This window comes from Pseudomonas sp. 31-12, assembly GCF_003151075.1.
Taxonomy (GTDB): domain Bacteria; phylum Pseudomonadota; class Gammaproteobacteria; order Pseudomonadales; family Pseudomonadaceae; genus Aquipseudomonas.
In genome coordinates this window covers 63,801-78,214 of the sequence record NZ_CP029482.1, presented here as the reverse complement: position 1 = coordinate 78,214, position 14,414 = coordinate 63,801, and the positions used below count along the sequence as shown (strand labels likewise).

Genomic DNA, 14,414 nt, shown 5'->3' with positions numbered 1-14,414 from the left:
GTCCTTGTCAGCTTGTCGGGCGGGAAAGGTCTTGGTCAGGCTTTGGTCGAAAAGCGGTAACCGGTGCCGCGCACGGTTTGTACCAGATTCTCGTAGGCATCACCGAGGGCTTTGCGCAGACGACGGATGTGCACGTCGACAGTACGTTCTTCGACATACACATTGCCGCCCCAGACCTGATCCAGCAACTGGCCACGGGTGTAGGCGCGTTCCTGGTGAGTCATGAAAAACTGCAGCAGACGGTATTCGGTCGGGCCCATCTCGGCGGGTTTGCCGTCGATGGTCACGCGGTGGCTGATCGGGTCGAGCAGCAGGCCGCCGACTTCGATCGGCGCCTCGCCATCGGTAGGACCGGCACGGCGCAGCACGGCTTTGAGACGCGCCACCAGCTCGCGCGGGGAAAACGGCTTGGTGATGTAATCGTCAGCGCCGACTTCCAGGCCCTGGATCTTGTTGTCCTCTTCGCCTTTGGCGGTGAGCATGATGATCGGGATGTCCCCGGTCAGCTCATCGCGCTTAAGGCGACGGGCCAGCTCGATGCCGGACGTGCCGGGCAGCATCCAGTCGAGCAGGATCAGGTCCGGCTTGCGGTCGACGATGATGGCATGGGCCTGCTGGGAGTTTTCCGCCTCCAGGCAGTCATAGCCGGCCATTTCCAACGCAACGGCGATCATTTCGCGAATGGGCGCTTCGTCGTCGACGATCAGAATGCTCCTGCCAACCATGCGTTAATCCTCTTGTCATTTAACTGTCTTGCGCCGCATTAGATAACGGAATTATTGCAGTCGTGTGACAGTATTTTAGCCGCCCTGCGATTGTCGTGATCCTGAACTAAGCTCTAAGTCCGAATCCTGACAACCACAAAAGGAAGGTTTCCATGAATCACATTGCTCAATCCTGGAAGGCATTGTTAATGACTGCAGCGCTAACGCTGCCGACCATGGCCTTCGCCGCCGACCCGGCGATGATGAAGGACGGGATGATGGTCGACCACAAGGGCATGACCTTGTACACGTTTGACAAGGACAGCGGCGGCAAGTCGATGTGTAATGACGATTGCGCCAAAAACTGGCCACCGATGATGGCGCCGGCGGGTGCCACGGCCGCTGGCAAGTGGAGTGTCATCAAGCGCGATGACGGCACGAGTCAGTATGCTTACGACGGTAAACCGCTGTACACCTTTGTGAAGGATGAAAAGCCCGGAGAAATGAAGGGCGACAAGATGAAGGACGTCTGGCACGTTGTTCACGAGTCGCAAAAGTAAGCGACTCAACGCCCCAAGCCGTTGCCGAAACAGGGCTTCGGCAACGGCTTGGGCGATCAGCGAGTAGCGTAATCCAGCACAATCCCGACAAATATCGCCAACCCGGCCCAGTGGTTGTGCAAAAACGCCTTGAAGCAGCGCATCCGGTCCTTGCCACGGGTGTACCAGAACTCCCACGCAAAACAGCCCGCCGCCGCCAGCAGTCCCAAGTGGAACCAGCCTCCCAGCTCGAATTTCGACCCGGCCAGCAACAGGCAGCCCAGCGCCAACCCCTGCAAGGTCAGGATGATCGCCCGGTCCGCATCCCCAAACAGAATCGCGGTGGATTTCACGCCGATCTTCAAGTCGTCGTCGCGATCGGTCATCGCGTAATAAGTGTCGTAGCCCACGGTCCAGAGCAGGTTGGCAATCCACAGCAGCCACGCGGCGGCCGGCAGTTCACCGGTTTCGGCGGTGAACGCCATTGGCATGCCCCAGGAGAACGCTGCGCCCAGCACCACTTGCGGGTAATAGGTGTAGCGCTTCATGAACGGGTAGCTGAAGGCCAGCGCCAAACCACCCAGCGATAACCAGACCGTCTTCGCATTGGTGCATAGCACCAGCAAAAAGCTCACGCCCATCAGCACCGCGAAGAACACCAGGGCTTCTTTCGAGCTGATCTTGCCGCTCACCAGCGGCCGCTGCTCGGTGCGTTTCACGTGGCCATCGACCTTGCGGTCGGCCCAATCGTTGATCACACAACCACCGGCGCGGGTCAGTACCACGCCGAGCACGAAAATCACAATATTGGCCAACGAAGGCGAACCTTCACCGGCAATCCAGAGTGCCCACAACGTTGGCCACAGCAGCAAATAAATGCCGATCGGCTTGTCCATGCGGGTCAGTTGAATGAAATCCCAGGCCCGAGGGTTCACGCGGTTCAGGGACTTGAGCAGGCTCTGGTACATCAGCAGTTCTCCGGGTGGGCGCGGGTGGCGAGCCACAAGGCCGGCAAGAAGATCTCGGCCACCAGCACGCTCAAGGCGCCACGGTCGAACCGCGAGCGACGGCCCCAGAGTTCGGGAGCTCGGGACTCCAGCGGCAGCCATTCCTGAGGATAGTGACAAACCTCGATGGCGCGACGCTGGAACGCATGATCGCAAAACAGCAGTTCGCCCAGCGATCGGCTGCCCAGTTCGTCCATATGCAATCCATCGCCCTGCAACGCACTACGCGCCGCCACGCTGCGGGCAAACACCCAGGCTTCACCGTGACCGCGCAGATACACCTCGCGCACCCAGCCTTCACTGCCTTCGGCCAGCTCCAGGGCAGCACATTCGTCGGCGCGCAGCGATTGCCAGCCTTCAAACAGCGGTGTGACGCTGAAGCCGTCATTCGACAAACGGATCAGGCGTCGGGTCAGGGAGCCTTCGTCGAACAGCCAGTCGAGGGTAGACGTGTCGGGGAGGGGCGTCAGTTGGCTTTGAGGAAGCCACAGCGGGGTTGCGGAGGGGGATTTTGAGTGCGGCACAGTGAGTCATTATTGGCAGCAAATGAGGCGGCGAGCTTACCATGTCAGCCAGTGATTTTGATTGATCCGGGCCGCCGTTACGCCGAACACGCTTGCATCTGCCGGGCCCGATCAGTACAAAACGCCCCTGAGCCCGACGGCAGCGCTCCAACCATCGACCGTTCGCGCCGGCAATAAGCCTGAATCCTGAGGAAGTACCTGAATGAAAAAGTGGCAATGTGTGGTCTGCGGCCTGATCTATAACGAAGCCGACGGCTGGCCGGACGACGGCATTGCGCCCGGCACGCTGTGGCAAGACGTACCGGAAGACTGGCTGTGCCCGGACTGCGGCGTAGGCAAGATGGATTTCGAAATGATCGAAATCAACTAACAGAACACCAGAGGAGTAAGGAATGAACGCACCTGTCGTGATCGTCGGCACCGGGCTGGCGGGCTACAACCTGGCCCGCGAGTTTCGCAAACTCGATGGCGAAACCCCGTTGCTGTTGATTACTGCCGATGACGGACGCTCCTACTCCAAGCCGATGCTCTCCACCGGTTTCGGCAAGAACAAAGACGCCGATGGCCTGAGCATGGCCGAGCCGGGTGCCATGGCCGAGCAATTGAAGGCCGAAGTGCGTACCCACACGCGCATCAGCGGCATCGATCCGGGCCACAAACGCCTGTGGATCGGCGAGGAATCGGTGATCTATCGCGACCTGATCCTGGCCTGGGGCGCGGAAACCGTGCGGGTGCCGATCGAAGGCGACGGGGCGGATGCGGTTTTCCCGATTAACGACCTGGAAGATTACGCACGCTTTCGTGCCGCCGCGGCGGGCAAACGCCGGGTGTTGTTGCTCGGTGCCGGCCTGATCGGCTGTGAATTCGCCAACGACTTGATCCTCGGCGGCTACGAGGTGCAACTGGTTGCACCGTGCGAGCAAGTCATGCCGACCCTGCTGCACCCGGCGGCAGCCGCTGCGGTTCAGGCCGGGCTGGAAAGCCTGGGCGCGCGTTTCCACCTTGGGCCGGTGCTCAACCGCTTGCAGCGCGTTGCGGACGGTCTGGAAGCGCATCTGTCCGATGGTCAGGTGATTCCTTGTGACGTGGTGGTCTCGGCCATTGGCCTGCGCCCTCGTATCGATCTGGCGGCTGCCGCCGGTGTGCAGGTCAATCGCGGCGTGATGGTCGACCGACACCTGAAAACCTCTCACGCCAATATCTACGCCCTGGGCGACTGCGCCGAGGTCGATGGGCTGAATCTGTTGTACGTCATGCCCCTCATGAGCTGTGCGAGAGCGCTGGCGCAAACCCTCGCCGGTAACCTCACCGCCGTGAATTACGGTCCGATGCCGATCACCGTGAAAACCCCGGTCTGCCCGTTGGTGGTTTCGCCGCCACCACGGGGCGCCGAGGGCGTCTGGACCGTCGAAGGGCAGGGCGCGGACATCAAGGCATTGTGTCGCGATGCCAGCGGCAAACTGCTGGGTTATGCCCTGACAGGCGCGGCGGTGATGGAAAAACTGGCCCTGAACAAAGAGCTTCCGGCACTGCTGGCGTAAATACCGGTCGTTCTGTCGGAATCACCCCTCTTTTGCCCATACAAAGGTCGCGCCGAGACTGGCGCGGCTCTTCGCTGCGTGCCATCCTCACTCCCGTCTGCCGCAGAGTAGAGCACCTGCGGCGCTTTGGGCGCTGTTCCAACGAGAACAGCACGGACATAACAACAAAAAACCGTCAAAGGGGCTTCACTAATGCGTAAACCAGAACTCGCCGCTGCAATTGCTGAAAAAGCAGACCTCACCAAAGAGCAGGCCAACCGCGTTCTCAACGCCGTTCTCGAAGAAATCACCGGCGCTCTGCACCGCAAGGACAGCGTCACGCTGGTGGGCTTCGGTACCTTCCTGCAACGCCATCGCGGTGCCCGCACCGGCAAAAACCCGCAAACCGGTGAGCCCGTCAAAATCAAGGCCAGCAACACCGTTGCATTCAAGCCAGGCAAATCGTTGAAAGACAGCGTTAATCCGTAATTGCGGCGAACTCCCTGAATAACGGGGAGAACCGTATTGAAAAATGGGCACACCGATTGAGTCGGGTGCCCATTTTTTATGGGCAACGTTTAGTTCTGTATATGTTTCGTGGACTGATTAATACAGATTGGAAAATAACCGTCCACAGATCCCATTGTTTGCGATGACCTTACAAAAATACCGCTTAATATAAAGTGCCATCATTTTGGTGGCACTTTCTTAATCCTCCGTTGTCCAGATTCGTTTTGTTCACAGATGACACTAATCTTTCGGATCGTTCCTACATTCATCCTGCTTTATTGTTGGCATGCTTCACGTCCTCCATTGGGGAGGTGCCGGCCACGACTTGATGATGGTTTCACCCGCCGCTCTGCCTCAACGGTTTCAGGGCTGTTGGCTGGAGGGGGGAATATTAAATCGACATCAGGGAATCCCCTTACACATATAGGGATATCTCCTACACGTAATAAACAACACTTCGTCTTGTTGTTTAATCAGATGCTTGCTAGTGGCCATCATTGTGATTACGATGCGCCCACTTGAAAGAGCACGAACTCAATTGGATGAGACTCATCGCAGCTCTTTGATACTGTCCCGCGTCGCTGCAACTGCAATTGGCGTTCGACCGTAATCCTAATTAAAGGCCATGGATGTCCTACTCAAGCAAACTTTCCGCTCATTACCTCGAACTCGCAAAAGCCTCTGTTTCCAAAGAGAATTTCGCGGGCGAGGACGTTCGCTTCTCGAGCGAATATGAGGCACTGGAAAGCGAGCTGGCGAAAGCCTCGTCCATGCACGAAAGCGGTCAGATCGACTGGCTGAAAATCCGTGAAAACAGCGAAAACCTGCTGCGCACCCAGTCCAAGGATTTGCGGGTTGGCGCCTGGCTGACGTGGGCCTTGTACCAGCGCGAGTCGTTCCAGGGCCTGCTGGCCGGCCTCGGATTGCTGCACCACTTGTGCGAAAACCACTGGGCCGACGTTCACCCGAGCAAGGCCCGCACCCGCTCCGCTGCGATCAGTTGGCTGGTGCCGCGTCTCGAGCAGGTGCTGACCGAAAACGTCGCGATAAAAGAGCAGTTGCCGATGTTCCGGCGGCTGGTCGAACACCTTGAAGGGCTCGATGCCGCTTGCACCGAGCACTTGGGCGACGATGCGCCGCTGCTGCTGCCGATCTCCCGCCGCCTGAAAAACATGGTGCAACGCGCCGCCGACAACCAGCCGGAGCCCGGCGTGGTGGGCGCTGCGGTGGCGCAGGTCAAACAAGCCGCCACGCAGCTGTTCACCCCCGGCGCACCGATCGATAACGAAAAAGAAGCCCACAAGGCTCTGCGCGCCCAGCAGGAAAGTGCTCGTCCGTTGTGTGCCTGGTGGCTCAAGCAGAAAGCCACCGACCTGCGCGCCCTGCGCCTCAATCGCACGCTGCTGTGGCTGCCCATCGACGCGGTGCCTGAGCGCAACGCCGAGCAAATCACCGTGCTGCGCGGCTTGCCCGCCGATAAGCTCAAGGCTTATCAGGACCGCTACGATCAAGCCAAATACGCCGACCTGCTGGTGGAACTGGAGGCGAGCCTGGCGAAGGCGCCGTTCTGGTTCGATGGCCAGCGAATGGTCTGGGAATGCCTCCAGGGCCTGAACGCCGAGATGGCAATGCGCGAAGTGGAAATCCACTTCGCGCTTTTGATTCAGCGCCTGCCCGGCATCATCGAATTGCGTTTTCACGACGGTGCGCCGTTCGCCGATCCGGCCACCCGCGCCTGGATCAGCGCCAACGTCATGCCGCACCTGCAAAGCGCCAGTGCGCCGCGCAAGGTCGAAGTCGCCGACACCCAGCCGGCCTGGGAAGTGGCCCTCGAAGAAGTCTTGCCGATCCTGCGCAAGGACGGCCTCAAGGCCGCCGTGCAGATCCTCAAGCAGGGCCTGCAAAGTGCCCACGGCGGACGCGTCCGGTTTTTCTGGCAGTTCGCCCTCGCGCGGCTGTGCTTCATGGCCAAGAAATACGAACTGGCCAAGACCCAACTCGAAACACTCGACCAAACATTACAGGACTCAGGCCTGAACGCCTGGGAGCCCGATCTTGCGCTGGAAGTGCTGCATTTACTGCATAGCTGCTGCGAGTTGTTGCCGCAGAACCATGCCGTACGTGAACGCAAGGAAGAGATTTATCGCAGGCTGTGCCACCTCGATCTCGAAGTGGTACTCGAATAGGCCCCAGGGCCACAACCGCAAGGAGAAAAGCCATGGCCAAAGAAGGCTCGGTAGCCCCCAAGGAACGCATCAACGTCACCTTCAAACCTGCCACCGGTGGTGCACAGGAAGAGATCGAACTGCCGTTGAAACTACTGGCAATCGGTGACTACACCCACCGCAAGGACGAACGCAAAGTCGAAGATCGCAAGCCGATCAGCATCGACAAGATGACGTTTGACGAAGTGCTGGCCAAGCAAGAGCTGAGCCTGACACTGAGCGTACCGAACCGTCTTCAGGAAGAAGGTGACACTGAAGAACTGGCCGTGAAACTGCGCGTCAATTCGATGAAGGACTTCAACCCGGCCTCGCTGGTCGAGCAAGTGCCTGAGCTGAAAAAACTGATGGAACTGCGCGACGCGCTGGTGGCCCTCAAAGGCCCACTGGGTAACGCGCCTGCGTTCCGCAAAGCCATCGAAGGCGTTCTCGCCGACGACGAATCCCGCGGTCGCGTACTGGGTGAGCTGGGCCTGAACGCCGCAGCCCAGGACGCCTGAGTCTCCATCAGCCTAAGGAAGCCAACACCATGAGCACTAGCGCAGCACAGCAAAAGAGCAAAGAGAACGGCGAATACAGCATTCTCGACAGCATCATCGCCGAAACCCGCCTGACGCCGGACGACGAAGCCTACGACATCGCCAAGCGCGGTGTGTCGGCCTTCATCGAAGAGCTGCTCAAGCCGCAGAACAACGGTGAGCCGGTCAAGAAAGCCATGGTTGACCGCATGATCGCCGAGATCGATGCCAAGCTCAGCCGCCAGATGGACGAAATCCTGCACCACCCTGACTTCCAGTCCCTGGAATCGTCGTGGCGTGGCCTGCAGTTGCTGGTCGACCGCACCAACTTCCGCGAAAACATCAAGATTGAAATCCTCAACGTCTCCAAAGAAGACCTGCTGGACGATTTCGACGATTCGCCGGAAGTGATGCAATCGGGTCTGTACAAGCACATCTACACCGCTGAATACGGTCAGTTCGGTGGTCAGCCTGTGGGCGCGATCATCGCCAACTACTTCATGTCCCCAAGCTCGCCGGACGTGAAACTGATGCAGTACGTGTCCAGCGTTGCCTGCATGTCGCACGCACCGTTCATTGCTGCCGCCGGCCCGAAATTCTTCGGCCTGGAAAGCTTCACCGGCCTGCCGGACCTGAAGGATCTGAAAGATCACTTCGAAGGCCCGCAATTCGCCAAATGGCAGAGCTTCCGCCAGTCGGAAGACTCCCGTTACGTTGGCCTGACCGTGCCGCGTTTCCTGCTGCGTAACCCGTACGACCCGGAAGAAAACCCGGTCAAATCGTTCGTGTACAAAGAAACCGTCGCCAACAGCCACGAGCACTACCTGTGGGGCAACACTGCCTACGCGTTCGGCACCAAGCTGACCGACAGCTTCGCCAAATTCCGCTGGTGCCCGAACATCATCGGCCCGCAGAGCGGTGGCGCAGTTGAAGACCTGCCGTTGCACCACTTCGAAAGCATGGGCGAAATCGAAACCAAGATTCCTACGGAAGTTCTGGTTAGCGACCGTCGTGAATACGAACTGGCCGAGGAAGGCTTCATCTCCCTGACCATGCGCAAAGGCTCCGACAACGCGGCGTTCTTCTCCGCGAGCTCGGTGCAGAAGCCGAAGTTCTTCGGCATCAGCGCAGAAGGCAAGGCGGCAGAGCTGAACTACAAGCTCGGCACCCAACTGCCGTACATGATGATCGTTAACCGTCTGGCTCACTACTTGAAAGTGCTGCAGCGCGAGCAACTCGGTTCGTGGAAAGAACGCACCGACCTCGAGCTGGAACTCAATAAGTGGATCCGCCAGTACGTGGCCGACCAGGAAAACCCAAGCGCCGAAGTGCGTGGTCGTCGTCCACTGCGCGCTGCCCAGATCATCGTCAGCGATGTTGAAGGCGAGCCTGGCTGGTACCGCGTCAGCCTGAACGTGCGTCCGCACTTCAAGTACATGGGGGCCGATTTCACCCTGTCGCTGGTTGGCAAGCTGGACAAAGAGTAAGAGGAGCCTGAGTCATGACTGGATACGGCAGCCTTTTCGAACGTCTGGGTGGCGACGCGGACAAACGCGTCGGCTGGAGCCGCGAGGTCTCCGCCATGGCGTCCGTGGCTGCCCATCTGGCCAAGATGCTCAGCACCCGTGCGGGCAGCGTGCAAACGCTGTCCGATTACGGGCTACCCGATCTCAATGACATGCGTCTGAGCCTGCACGACTCCCTGAGTCAGGCCCGTCTGGCCATCGAAAATTTCATCGAAGCCTACGAGCCACGCCTGAGCAATGTGCGTGTCATCTCCCTGCCGCGTGATCACGATCAGCTTCGCCTGTCCTTCAGCATCGAAGGCTTGCTGGAAGTTGATGGTTTCAAGCGCCAGGTCAGTTTCGCCGCGCGCCTGGATGGCAGCGGTCAAGTCAAGGTCAACTAAGGAGATTCGTATGTCCGGCAAACCAGCAGCACGCGTATCCGACCCCACCGCTTGCCCGCTCCCCGGCCACGGCACCAACCCGATCGCCGCCGGTTCCGGCGACGTCTTCTTCGACGGCCTCGCGGCCGCCCGCCAAGGCGATGCCTCGGCGTGTGGTGGTGCGATGGTTGGCGATCTTGCGACGACGGTTTTGATTAATGGGAAACCGGCGGCCACCGTGGGTTCTGTTGGCACTCATGGCAACAAGGTTACGGCGGGTTCCGGGACGGTGATTATCGGGAATTCGCATTCGCCGGTGCCGTTTGTGGCGCCGTTGCCTTTGATTTTTCCTGGATTTGATGAGCAGTTTGCTTTGACAGATGAAGCTGGTATGCCCATTGCCAATCGTAGATATCTGCTCGTTCGCCAAGACGGTACGCAGGAAGAGGGTGTTACTAATGAAAAAGGTTTCACTCACCGACTAGCTCGTCACGAAAGTGCAGAGCAAGTTGAAATCTATGTTGCAAAAGGAGATTGATAGATGGGCGCCGATGTCATCAATACTTCAAGTGGTGCTTTTACAAAAGTCGCTGCGATGCAAAGTACACCGACTAAGGATCTGACGCCTAAACCGATTGTTGTTGAACAAGGGCTGACAGTATTTTTGGGCGGCGCCGGGATGATTGGTGCTTATAACGCAGATATGGTGGCTGCGTTCAAAGAGGCTGGAATTTTAAATGCCGTTTATGGGAACTACTCATCTCTAATAACTGGATGGGATAAGCATGTGCCCGATCTGGTCGACATGCTTAGTGATGCTGCGTCTGTGGTGCTCTACAACCAAGACGAAAGTGATCCAGTCGTATTTGAGTATGGCGAAATTCAGAAGTGCAAATATGGCGGCGAATACATAGAGAAAAAGTATATCTATGGTTTGATTACTATCAAAAGCAATAGCGTAGTGGAATGTACCCCGACAAGCGATATGTTGGCGATCAAGATAGGGCGGGATATTTCAAAAATCAAAACAACGGAGTTTCCGTTGAGCGCATTGGAAATCACCAAGCCAATTCCAAAGATCGGGCAATTCAATATAGTGGGTTACTCTTGGGGCAGCGTAGTCGCGGCCCGTACTGCTATGCACTATGCTCGTTCGGGCACCAAAATAGACCACCTTGTCCTCATTGGTGCTCCGATCAATAAAAGTTTGAAAGAAGCTGTTAGTAATCATCCAAACATCGGTAGCGCAATAATTATCGACTTGAAGGATAAGGGCGACCCTATCTATGCGGGCATGACTGATAAGGAACTTGTCGACTCGGCTCTTGAACTTGGTAGGCAGATGCCAACGGCGGAAGGGCACTTTTACTATTCCGGCGACAGTGCAGAAGGAAAAGCAAGGCGTCGAGAGCTCGCCAAGCTTCTCTATTCAAAGGGGCTGCGCTAGATGCTTCGTTATTTTTATTTTTTTGTGGCTGCGGTATTGCTGCTGATGTCGTGCACTGACCCGAAAACCCAATGGTCAATAGACGGATTTGATGTTTATGGGAGCTTGTTTGTTTTTTGTATGGCTCTTTATATTCCGATGATGGCGCTCTCTTTTTATTATTTTGTAAAAGCGTTAACAAGATTTTTTAAATATAAAAACTCTCGCGATGGGTTTTTGTTATTGGCGTCCACTGTTGTGGGTGTTGTTGCTCTTTACAGTTTTAATCACTGGGTGTTCAGTGAAATTTACTAACGATTCGGCGCAGGGCATTCGGAAAAGTGAAGGCTGCCCTCATCAAAATTTTTTCAGGGCAGCACTCTGGTCTCCGCTCTTGGTGATGTTGACTTTGACACTGGTTGAGCAGGGCAACGAATACGCGGCGGTTCTGGACCGGCAACAAATGCTGTTGATCTACGTTCTCTCATTCGGAATCCCGGCCTACATCGCCTTTGCTCTGTGGGCAACGCGAGTAATGAACGGAAAAACCGAACAGCAAATTTTGAAAAGTGTGTGGCGCGCACCGCTGACGTTCATCCCTTTTTACGCCGTCCCTTGGTTAATTTTTGGATTGGCCCATGTGTTTTTGGGGAGTTTTTCCGGGTTTCCGATGATGTTGGGCTGGCTGGCTTTTTTACCGTACCTGCTCATCGCCGGCTACGTAGTTGCCGGTCTGACGGTTGCGCTCTACAGGACAGTTTTTTCATGAGATCCACCACCAGGAAGGTACCCCGTGTCCTTTAACCACTACTACCAAAGCGAACTCACCGCACTTCGCCAGTTAGGTCGTCGATTCGCCGAGCGTAGCCCGGCATTGGCGCCTTTCCTTGGCCAGGCCGGGCGAGATCCGGACGTGGAGCGGTTGCTTGAGGGCTTCGCGTTCCTGACCGGGCGCCTGCGCCAGAAGCTCGATGACGAACTGCCAGAACTCAGCCATTCCCTGATGCACCTGCTGTGGCCCAACTACATGCGGCCGTTGCCGGCGTTCAGCATTTTGCAGTTCGATCCGTTGAAGCGTTCGGGTCCTGCGTTGATGGTCGAGCGCGACACGCCAGTCGAGAGTGTGCCAATCGACGACGTGCGTTGCCGTTTCCGCACGTGCTACCCGACCGAAGTCTTGCCGCTGGATCTGGCTGCGCTGAATTACTCGGTGAAGGGCGACGGCTCGCTGTTGAGCCTGCGTCTGGAGATGAGCGCTGACGGTCATCTCGGTGAATTGGAGCTGAGCCGCCTGCGCCTGCACTTCGCCGGCGAGCGTTACATCAGCCAGATGCTCTACCTCAGCCTGCTGCGCAATCTGGAAGGCATCGAGCTGATCCCGCTGGACGGCGCCGGCAAGCCCATCAACGGCGTCAACGGCATGCCGATGGCGTTCAAGATGCCCGGCGACCGCGTGCAGCCGGTGGGTTTCGCCGAAGAAGAAGCGTTGATCCCGTATCCGCTGAATACCTTCCGTGGCTATCGCTACTTGCAGGAATACTTCGCTTTCCAGGACAAGTTCCTGTTCGTCGACGTCAACGGTCTGGACATGCTCAAGGCATTGCCGGAAGACACGTTGAAGCAAATGCGCGGCCTCGAGTTGCGCTTCGACATTCGCAAGAGCGGCATCATGCGCATGCGCCCGACGCTGGACAACGTGAAGCTCTACTGCACGCCGATCGTCAACCTGTTCAAGCACGACGCGCTGCCGATCCGCCTCGACGGCAAGCAAGACGAATACATGCTGTTGCCCGCCGAATTCGACCTGCAGAACTGCGGCGTGTTCTCGGTGGAAACGGTCACGGGATGGAAGCCCGGTGGCCTCGGGTATCAGGAATACGTGCCGTTCGAATCGTTCGAGCACGACCCGAGTTTCGACGTGCCCAACAGCCGTCCGCATTACAGCATCCGCCAGCGTTCGTCGCTGTTGCACGACGGCCTCGACACTTATTTGAGCTTCGGCATCCGCCACACCGAAGCCCACGAAACCCTGTCGATCGAGCTGATGTGCACCAACCAGAACCTGCCGCGCAAGCTCAAGCTCGGCGACATCAGCCAGGCCTGCGAAGACACGCCGGAGTTCCTGAGTTTCCGCAACATCACCCCGGCCACGCCCAGTTATGCGCCGCCGCTGAATCGTGACTTCCTCTGGAAGCTGATCAGCAACATGTCGCTCAACTACCTGTCACTGGCCGACGTCAATGCGTTGAAGGTGATTCTGGAAACCTACGACCTGCCGCGCTACTACGACCAACACGCTGAGAAAGTCAGCAAACGCCTGCTGGGCGGGCTCAAGTCGATCAAACACCAACACGTCGACCGGTTGCACCGAGGGTTGCCGGTTCGCGGGTTGCGCACCGAGCTGACCATCGACCCGGAAGGGTATATCGGCGAGGGCGACCTGTTCGTTTTCGCCTCGGTTCTTAACGAGTTTTTCGCGCTTTACGCCAGTCTCAATTCGTACCACGAGCTGCGGGTAAAAAGCACACAGGGAGAGGTGTACCAATGGACACCACGTATGGGCCTTCAGCCGCTTCTTTAAGCGGACTGACCCGAGGAATACGCGAGTACTCGCTGTTTCAGGCCGTGCTGCTGGTGGTTGACCGGCTGCGCGAGGCCCACCCGCACCTGAGCCAGGACGATCTGTACGACCAGCTCGAATTCCAGGCCAACCCGAGCCTGGGTTTCCCGGGCAGTGACGTCGATCGCGTGGAGTTTTTCCACGAGCACGGGCAGATGCGCGCGCGCCTGCGTTTCAACCTGATCGGCCTGGTCGGTTCCGGTTCGCCGCTGCCGGCGTTCTACGGTGAACAAGCCCTGGGCGACAGCGAAGACGGCAACCCGACCCGCAACTTCCTCGACCTGTTCCACCATCGCCTGCAACGGTTGATGTTGCCGATCTGGCGCAAGTACCGCTACCGCGCCAGTTTCGAGAGCGGCGCCCTCGACCCGTTCTCGGCGCAGCTGTTTGCCTTGATCGGCCTGGGCGGCGAAGAGATCCGCAAGGCCCAGGAACTGAACTGGAAGCGCTTGCTGCCGTACCTCGGTTTGCTCAGCTTGCGGGCGCACTCGGCGGCGCTGATCGAAGCGGTGTTGCGTTACTACTTCAAGCACGCCGAACTAACCATCGAGCAGTGCATCGAGCGCCGCGTGGAAATTATCGACGAACAACGCAATCGTTTGGGCCGCGCCAACAGCCTGCTCGGCGAAGACCTGGTGCTGGGCGAACACGTGCGCGACCGCAGCGGCAAATTCCGCATCCACATCCGCGAGCTCGACTGGCAACGCTTCCACGAATTCCTGCCGATCGGTTTCGGCTATCAGCCGCTGTGCGCGCTGGTGCGGTTCACCCTGCGTGACCCGCTCGATTACGACATTCGCCTGGTGTTGCGCCAGGAAGAAATCCGCGAACTGCGCATCGGTGAGCAAAACGCCTGTCGCCTGGGATGGACCAGTTGGCTGGGCCGCGAAAAAGCGGACGGCGTGGTGACCCTGGGCAGCAAAATTCATTAAGGAC

17 protein-coding genes are annotated in these 14,414 nt (G+C 57.9%); 14 read left to right on the top strand and 3 right to left on the bottom strand.

All coding sequences use genetic code 11. The annotated features are described in order from the left end of the window. Nucleotides 1-35: 35 nt before the first annotated feature. Nucleotides 36-725, bottom strand: coding sequence for a phosphate regulon transcriptional regulator PhoB (gene phoB / locus DJ564_RS00390; RefSeq protein ID WP_007896474.1), 690 nt, complete (start codon nucleotides 723-725; stop codon nucleotides 36-38). A gap of 152 nt (nucleotides 726-877) precedes the next feature. On the opposite strand from phoB, the gene DJ564_RS00385 reads away from it, so the two are divergent. Continuing rightward, nucleotides 878-1,264 (top strand): hypothetical protein, encoded by a 387-nt coding sequence (locus DJ564_RS00385; protein WP_109626791.1) that lies wholly within the window; start codon nucleotides 878-880, stop codon nucleotides 1,262-1,264. Nucleotides 1,265-1,320: 56 nt separating this feature from the next. Here DJ564_RS00385 and ubiA read toward each other — a convergent pair whose 3' ends face one another. Both ubiA and DJ564_RS00375 read right to left on the bottom strand, forming a co-directional pair. After that, a complete protein-coding gene (ubiA, locus tag DJ564_RS00380) occupies nucleotides 1,321-2,211 on the bottom strand; it encodes a 4-hydroxybenzoate octaprenyltransferase (RefSeq protein ID WP_109626789.1) in 891 nt (296 codons plus the stop codon). Then, the gene (locus tag DJ564_RS00375; protein ID WP_109626787.1) at nucleotides 2,211-2,774 is read right to left on the bottom strand and encodes a chorismate lyase; all 564 of its coding nucleotides are present in this window, start codon (nucleotides 2,772-2,774) and stop codon (nucleotides 2,211-2,213) included. The genes ubiA and DJ564_RS00375 overlap by 1 nt, the downstream gene beginning before the upstream one ends. Before the next feature lie 202 nt (nucleotides 2,775-2,976). Between DJ564_RS00375 and DJ564_RS00370 the strand changes: the two genes are divergently transcribed. The 13 genes from DJ564_RS00370 to tssG all read left to right on the top strand — a co-directional run bounded on the left by DJ564_RS00370 (nucleotide 2,977) and on the right by tssG (nucleotide 14,410). After that, a complete protein-coding gene (locus DJ564_RS00370; protein WP_007954349.1) occupies nucleotides 2,977-3,144 on the top strand; it encodes a rubredoxin in 168 nt (55 codons plus the stop codon). Nucleotides 3,145-3,166: 22 nt separating this feature from the next. Further along, complete coding sequence (locus DJ564_RS00365) at nucleotides 3,167-4,315, top strand: NAD(P)/FAD-dependent oxidoreductase (RefSeq protein WP_109626785.1); 1,149 nt, start codon at nucleotides 3,167-3,169, stop codon at nucleotides 4,313-4,315. A 192-nt stretch (nucleotides 4,316-4,507) separates the two neighbouring features. Then, the gene (locus DJ564_RS00360) at nucleotides 4,508-4,783 is read left to right on the top strand and encodes an HU family DNA-binding protein (RefSeq protein WP_003213368.1); all 276 of its coding nucleotides are present in this window, start codon (nucleotides 4,508-4,510) and stop codon (nucleotides 4,781-4,783) included. Nucleotides 4,784-5,433: 650 nt separating this feature from the next. Then, nucleotides 5,434-6,990, top strand: a complete 1,557-nt coding sequence (gene tssA, locus DJ564_RS00355) for a type VI secretion system protein TssA (protein ID WP_109626784.1) — start codon at nucleotides 5,434-5,436, stop codon at nucleotides 6,988-6,990. Between the two features lie 32 nt (nucleotides 6,991-7,022). Next, the gene (gene tssB, locus DJ564_RS00350) at nucleotides 7,023-7,526 is read left to right on the top strand and encodes a type VI secretion system contractile sheath small subunit (protein WP_010465292.1); all 504 of its coding nucleotides are present in this window, start codon (nucleotides 7,023-7,025) and stop codon (nucleotides 7,524-7,526) included. Nucleotides 7,527-7,555: 29 nt separating this feature from the next. Then, complete coding sequence (tssC, locus tag DJ564_RS00345) at nucleotides 7,556-9,031, top strand: type VI secretion system contractile sheath large subunit (protein ID WP_109626782.1); 1,476 nt, start codon at nucleotides 7,556-7,558, stop codon at nucleotides 9,029-9,031. Between the two features lie 14 nt (nucleotides 9,032-9,045). After that, on the top strand, nucleotides 9,046-9,453 hold the full coding sequence (tssE, locus tag DJ564_RS00340; RefSeq protein WP_008150080.1) for a type VI secretion system baseplate subunit TssE: 408 nt from the start codon (nucleotides 9,046-9,048) through the stop codon (nucleotides 9,451-9,453). Between the two features lie 10 nt (nucleotides 9,454-9,463). Continuing rightward, on the top strand, nucleotides 9,464-9,970 hold the full coding sequence (locus DJ564_RS00335; protein WP_109626780.1) for a PAAR domain-containing protein: 507 nt from the start codon (nucleotides 9,464-9,466) through the stop codon (nucleotides 9,968-9,970). Nucleotides 9,971-9,973: 3 nt separating this feature from the next. Then, nucleotides 9,974-10,879 carry a hypothetical protein gene (locus DJ564_RS00330; RefSeq protein ID WP_109626778.1) on the top strand — a complete coding sequence of 302 codons (906 nt, stop codon included), beginning with the start codon at nucleotides 9,974-9,976 and terminating at the stop codon, nucleotides 10,877-10,879. After that, a complete protein-coding gene (locus DJ564_RS00325; protein ID WP_109626776.1) occupies nucleotides 10,880-11,173 on the top strand; it encodes a hypothetical protein in 294 nt (97 codons plus the stop codon). It begins immediately after the preceding gene. Then, complete coding sequence (locus DJ564_RS00320) at nucleotides 11,160-11,627, top strand: hypothetical protein (protein WP_256597462.1); 468 nt, start codon at nucleotides 11,160-11,162, stop codon at nucleotides 11,625-11,627. The genes DJ564_RS00325 and DJ564_RS00320 overlap by 14 nt, the downstream gene beginning before the upstream one ends. Before the next feature lie 24 nt (nucleotides 11,628-11,651). Continuing rightward, the gene (gene tssF / locus DJ564_RS00315; RefSeq protein ID WP_109626774.1) at nucleotides 11,652-13,439 is read left to right on the top strand and encodes a type VI secretion system baseplate subunit TssF; all 1,788 of its coding nucleotides are present in this window, start codon (nucleotides 11,652-11,654) and stop codon (nucleotides 13,437-13,439) included. Then, nucleotides 13,403-14,410 (top strand): type VI secretion system baseplate subunit TssG, encoded by a 1,008-nt coding sequence (gene tssG / locus DJ564_RS00310; RefSeq protein ID WP_109626772.1) that lies wholly within the window; start codon nucleotides 13,403-13,405, stop codon nucleotides 14,408-14,410. Before tssF ends, tssG begins: the two co-directional genes overlap by 37 nt. Nucleotides 14,411-14,414 lie beyond the last annotated feature (4 nt).

Bases quoted from the DNA above. Each gene is read 5' to 3' on its own strand.
- phoB (WP_007896474.1), bottom strand. From the start codon at position 725: ATGGTTGGCAGGAGCATTCTGATCGTCGACGACGAAGCGCCCATTCGC.
- DJ564_RS00385 (WP_109626791.1), top strand. From the start codon at position 878: ATGAATCACATTGCTCAATCCTGGAAGGCATTGTTAATGACTGCAGCG.
- ubiA (WP_109626789.1), bottom strand. From the start codon at position 2,211: ATGTACCAGAGCCTGCTCAAGTCCCTGAACCGCGTGAACCCTCGGGCC.
- DJ564_RS00370 (WP_007954349.1), top strand. From the start codon at position 2,977: ATGAAAAAGTGGCAATGTGTGGTCTGCGGCCTGATCTATAACGAAGCC.
- DJ564_RS00365 (WP_109626785.1), top strand. From the start codon at position 3,167: ATGAACGCACCTGTCGTGATCGTCGGCACCGGGCTGGCGGGCTACAAC.
- DJ564_RS00360 (WP_003213368.1), top strand. From the start codon at position 4,508: ATGCGTAAACCAGAACTCGCCGCTGCAATTGCTGAAAAAGCAGACCTC.
- tssA (WP_109626784.1), top strand. From the start codon at position 5,434: ATGTCCTACTCAAGCAAACTTTCCGCTCATTACCTCGAACTCGCAAAA.
- tssB (WP_010465292.1), top strand. From the start codon at position 7,023: ATGGCCAAAGAAGGCTCGGTAGCCCCCAAGGAACGCATCAACGTCACC.
- tssC (WP_109626782.1), top strand. From the start codon at position 7,556: ATGAGCACTAGCGCAGCACAGCAAAAGAGCAAAGAGAACGGCGAATAC.
- tssE (WP_008150080.1), top strand. From the start codon at position 9,046: ATGACTGGATACGGCAGCCTTTTCGAACGTCTGGGTGGCGACGCGGAC.
- DJ564_RS00335 (WP_109626780.1), top strand. From the start codon at position 9,464: ATGTCCGGCAAACCAGCAGCACGCGTATCCGACCCCACCGCTTGCCCG.
- DJ564_RS00330 (WP_109626778.1), top strand. From the start codon at position 9,974: ATGGGCGCCGATGTCATCAATACTTCAAGTGGTGCTTTTACAAAAGTC.
- DJ564_RS00325 (WP_109626776.1), top strand. From the start codon at position 10,880: ATGCTTCGTTATTTTTATTTTTTTGTGGCTGCGGTATTGCTGCTGATG.
- tssG (WP_109626772.1), top strand. From the start codon at position 13,403: ATGGACACCACGTATGGGCCTTCAGCCGCTTCTTTAAGCGGACTGACC.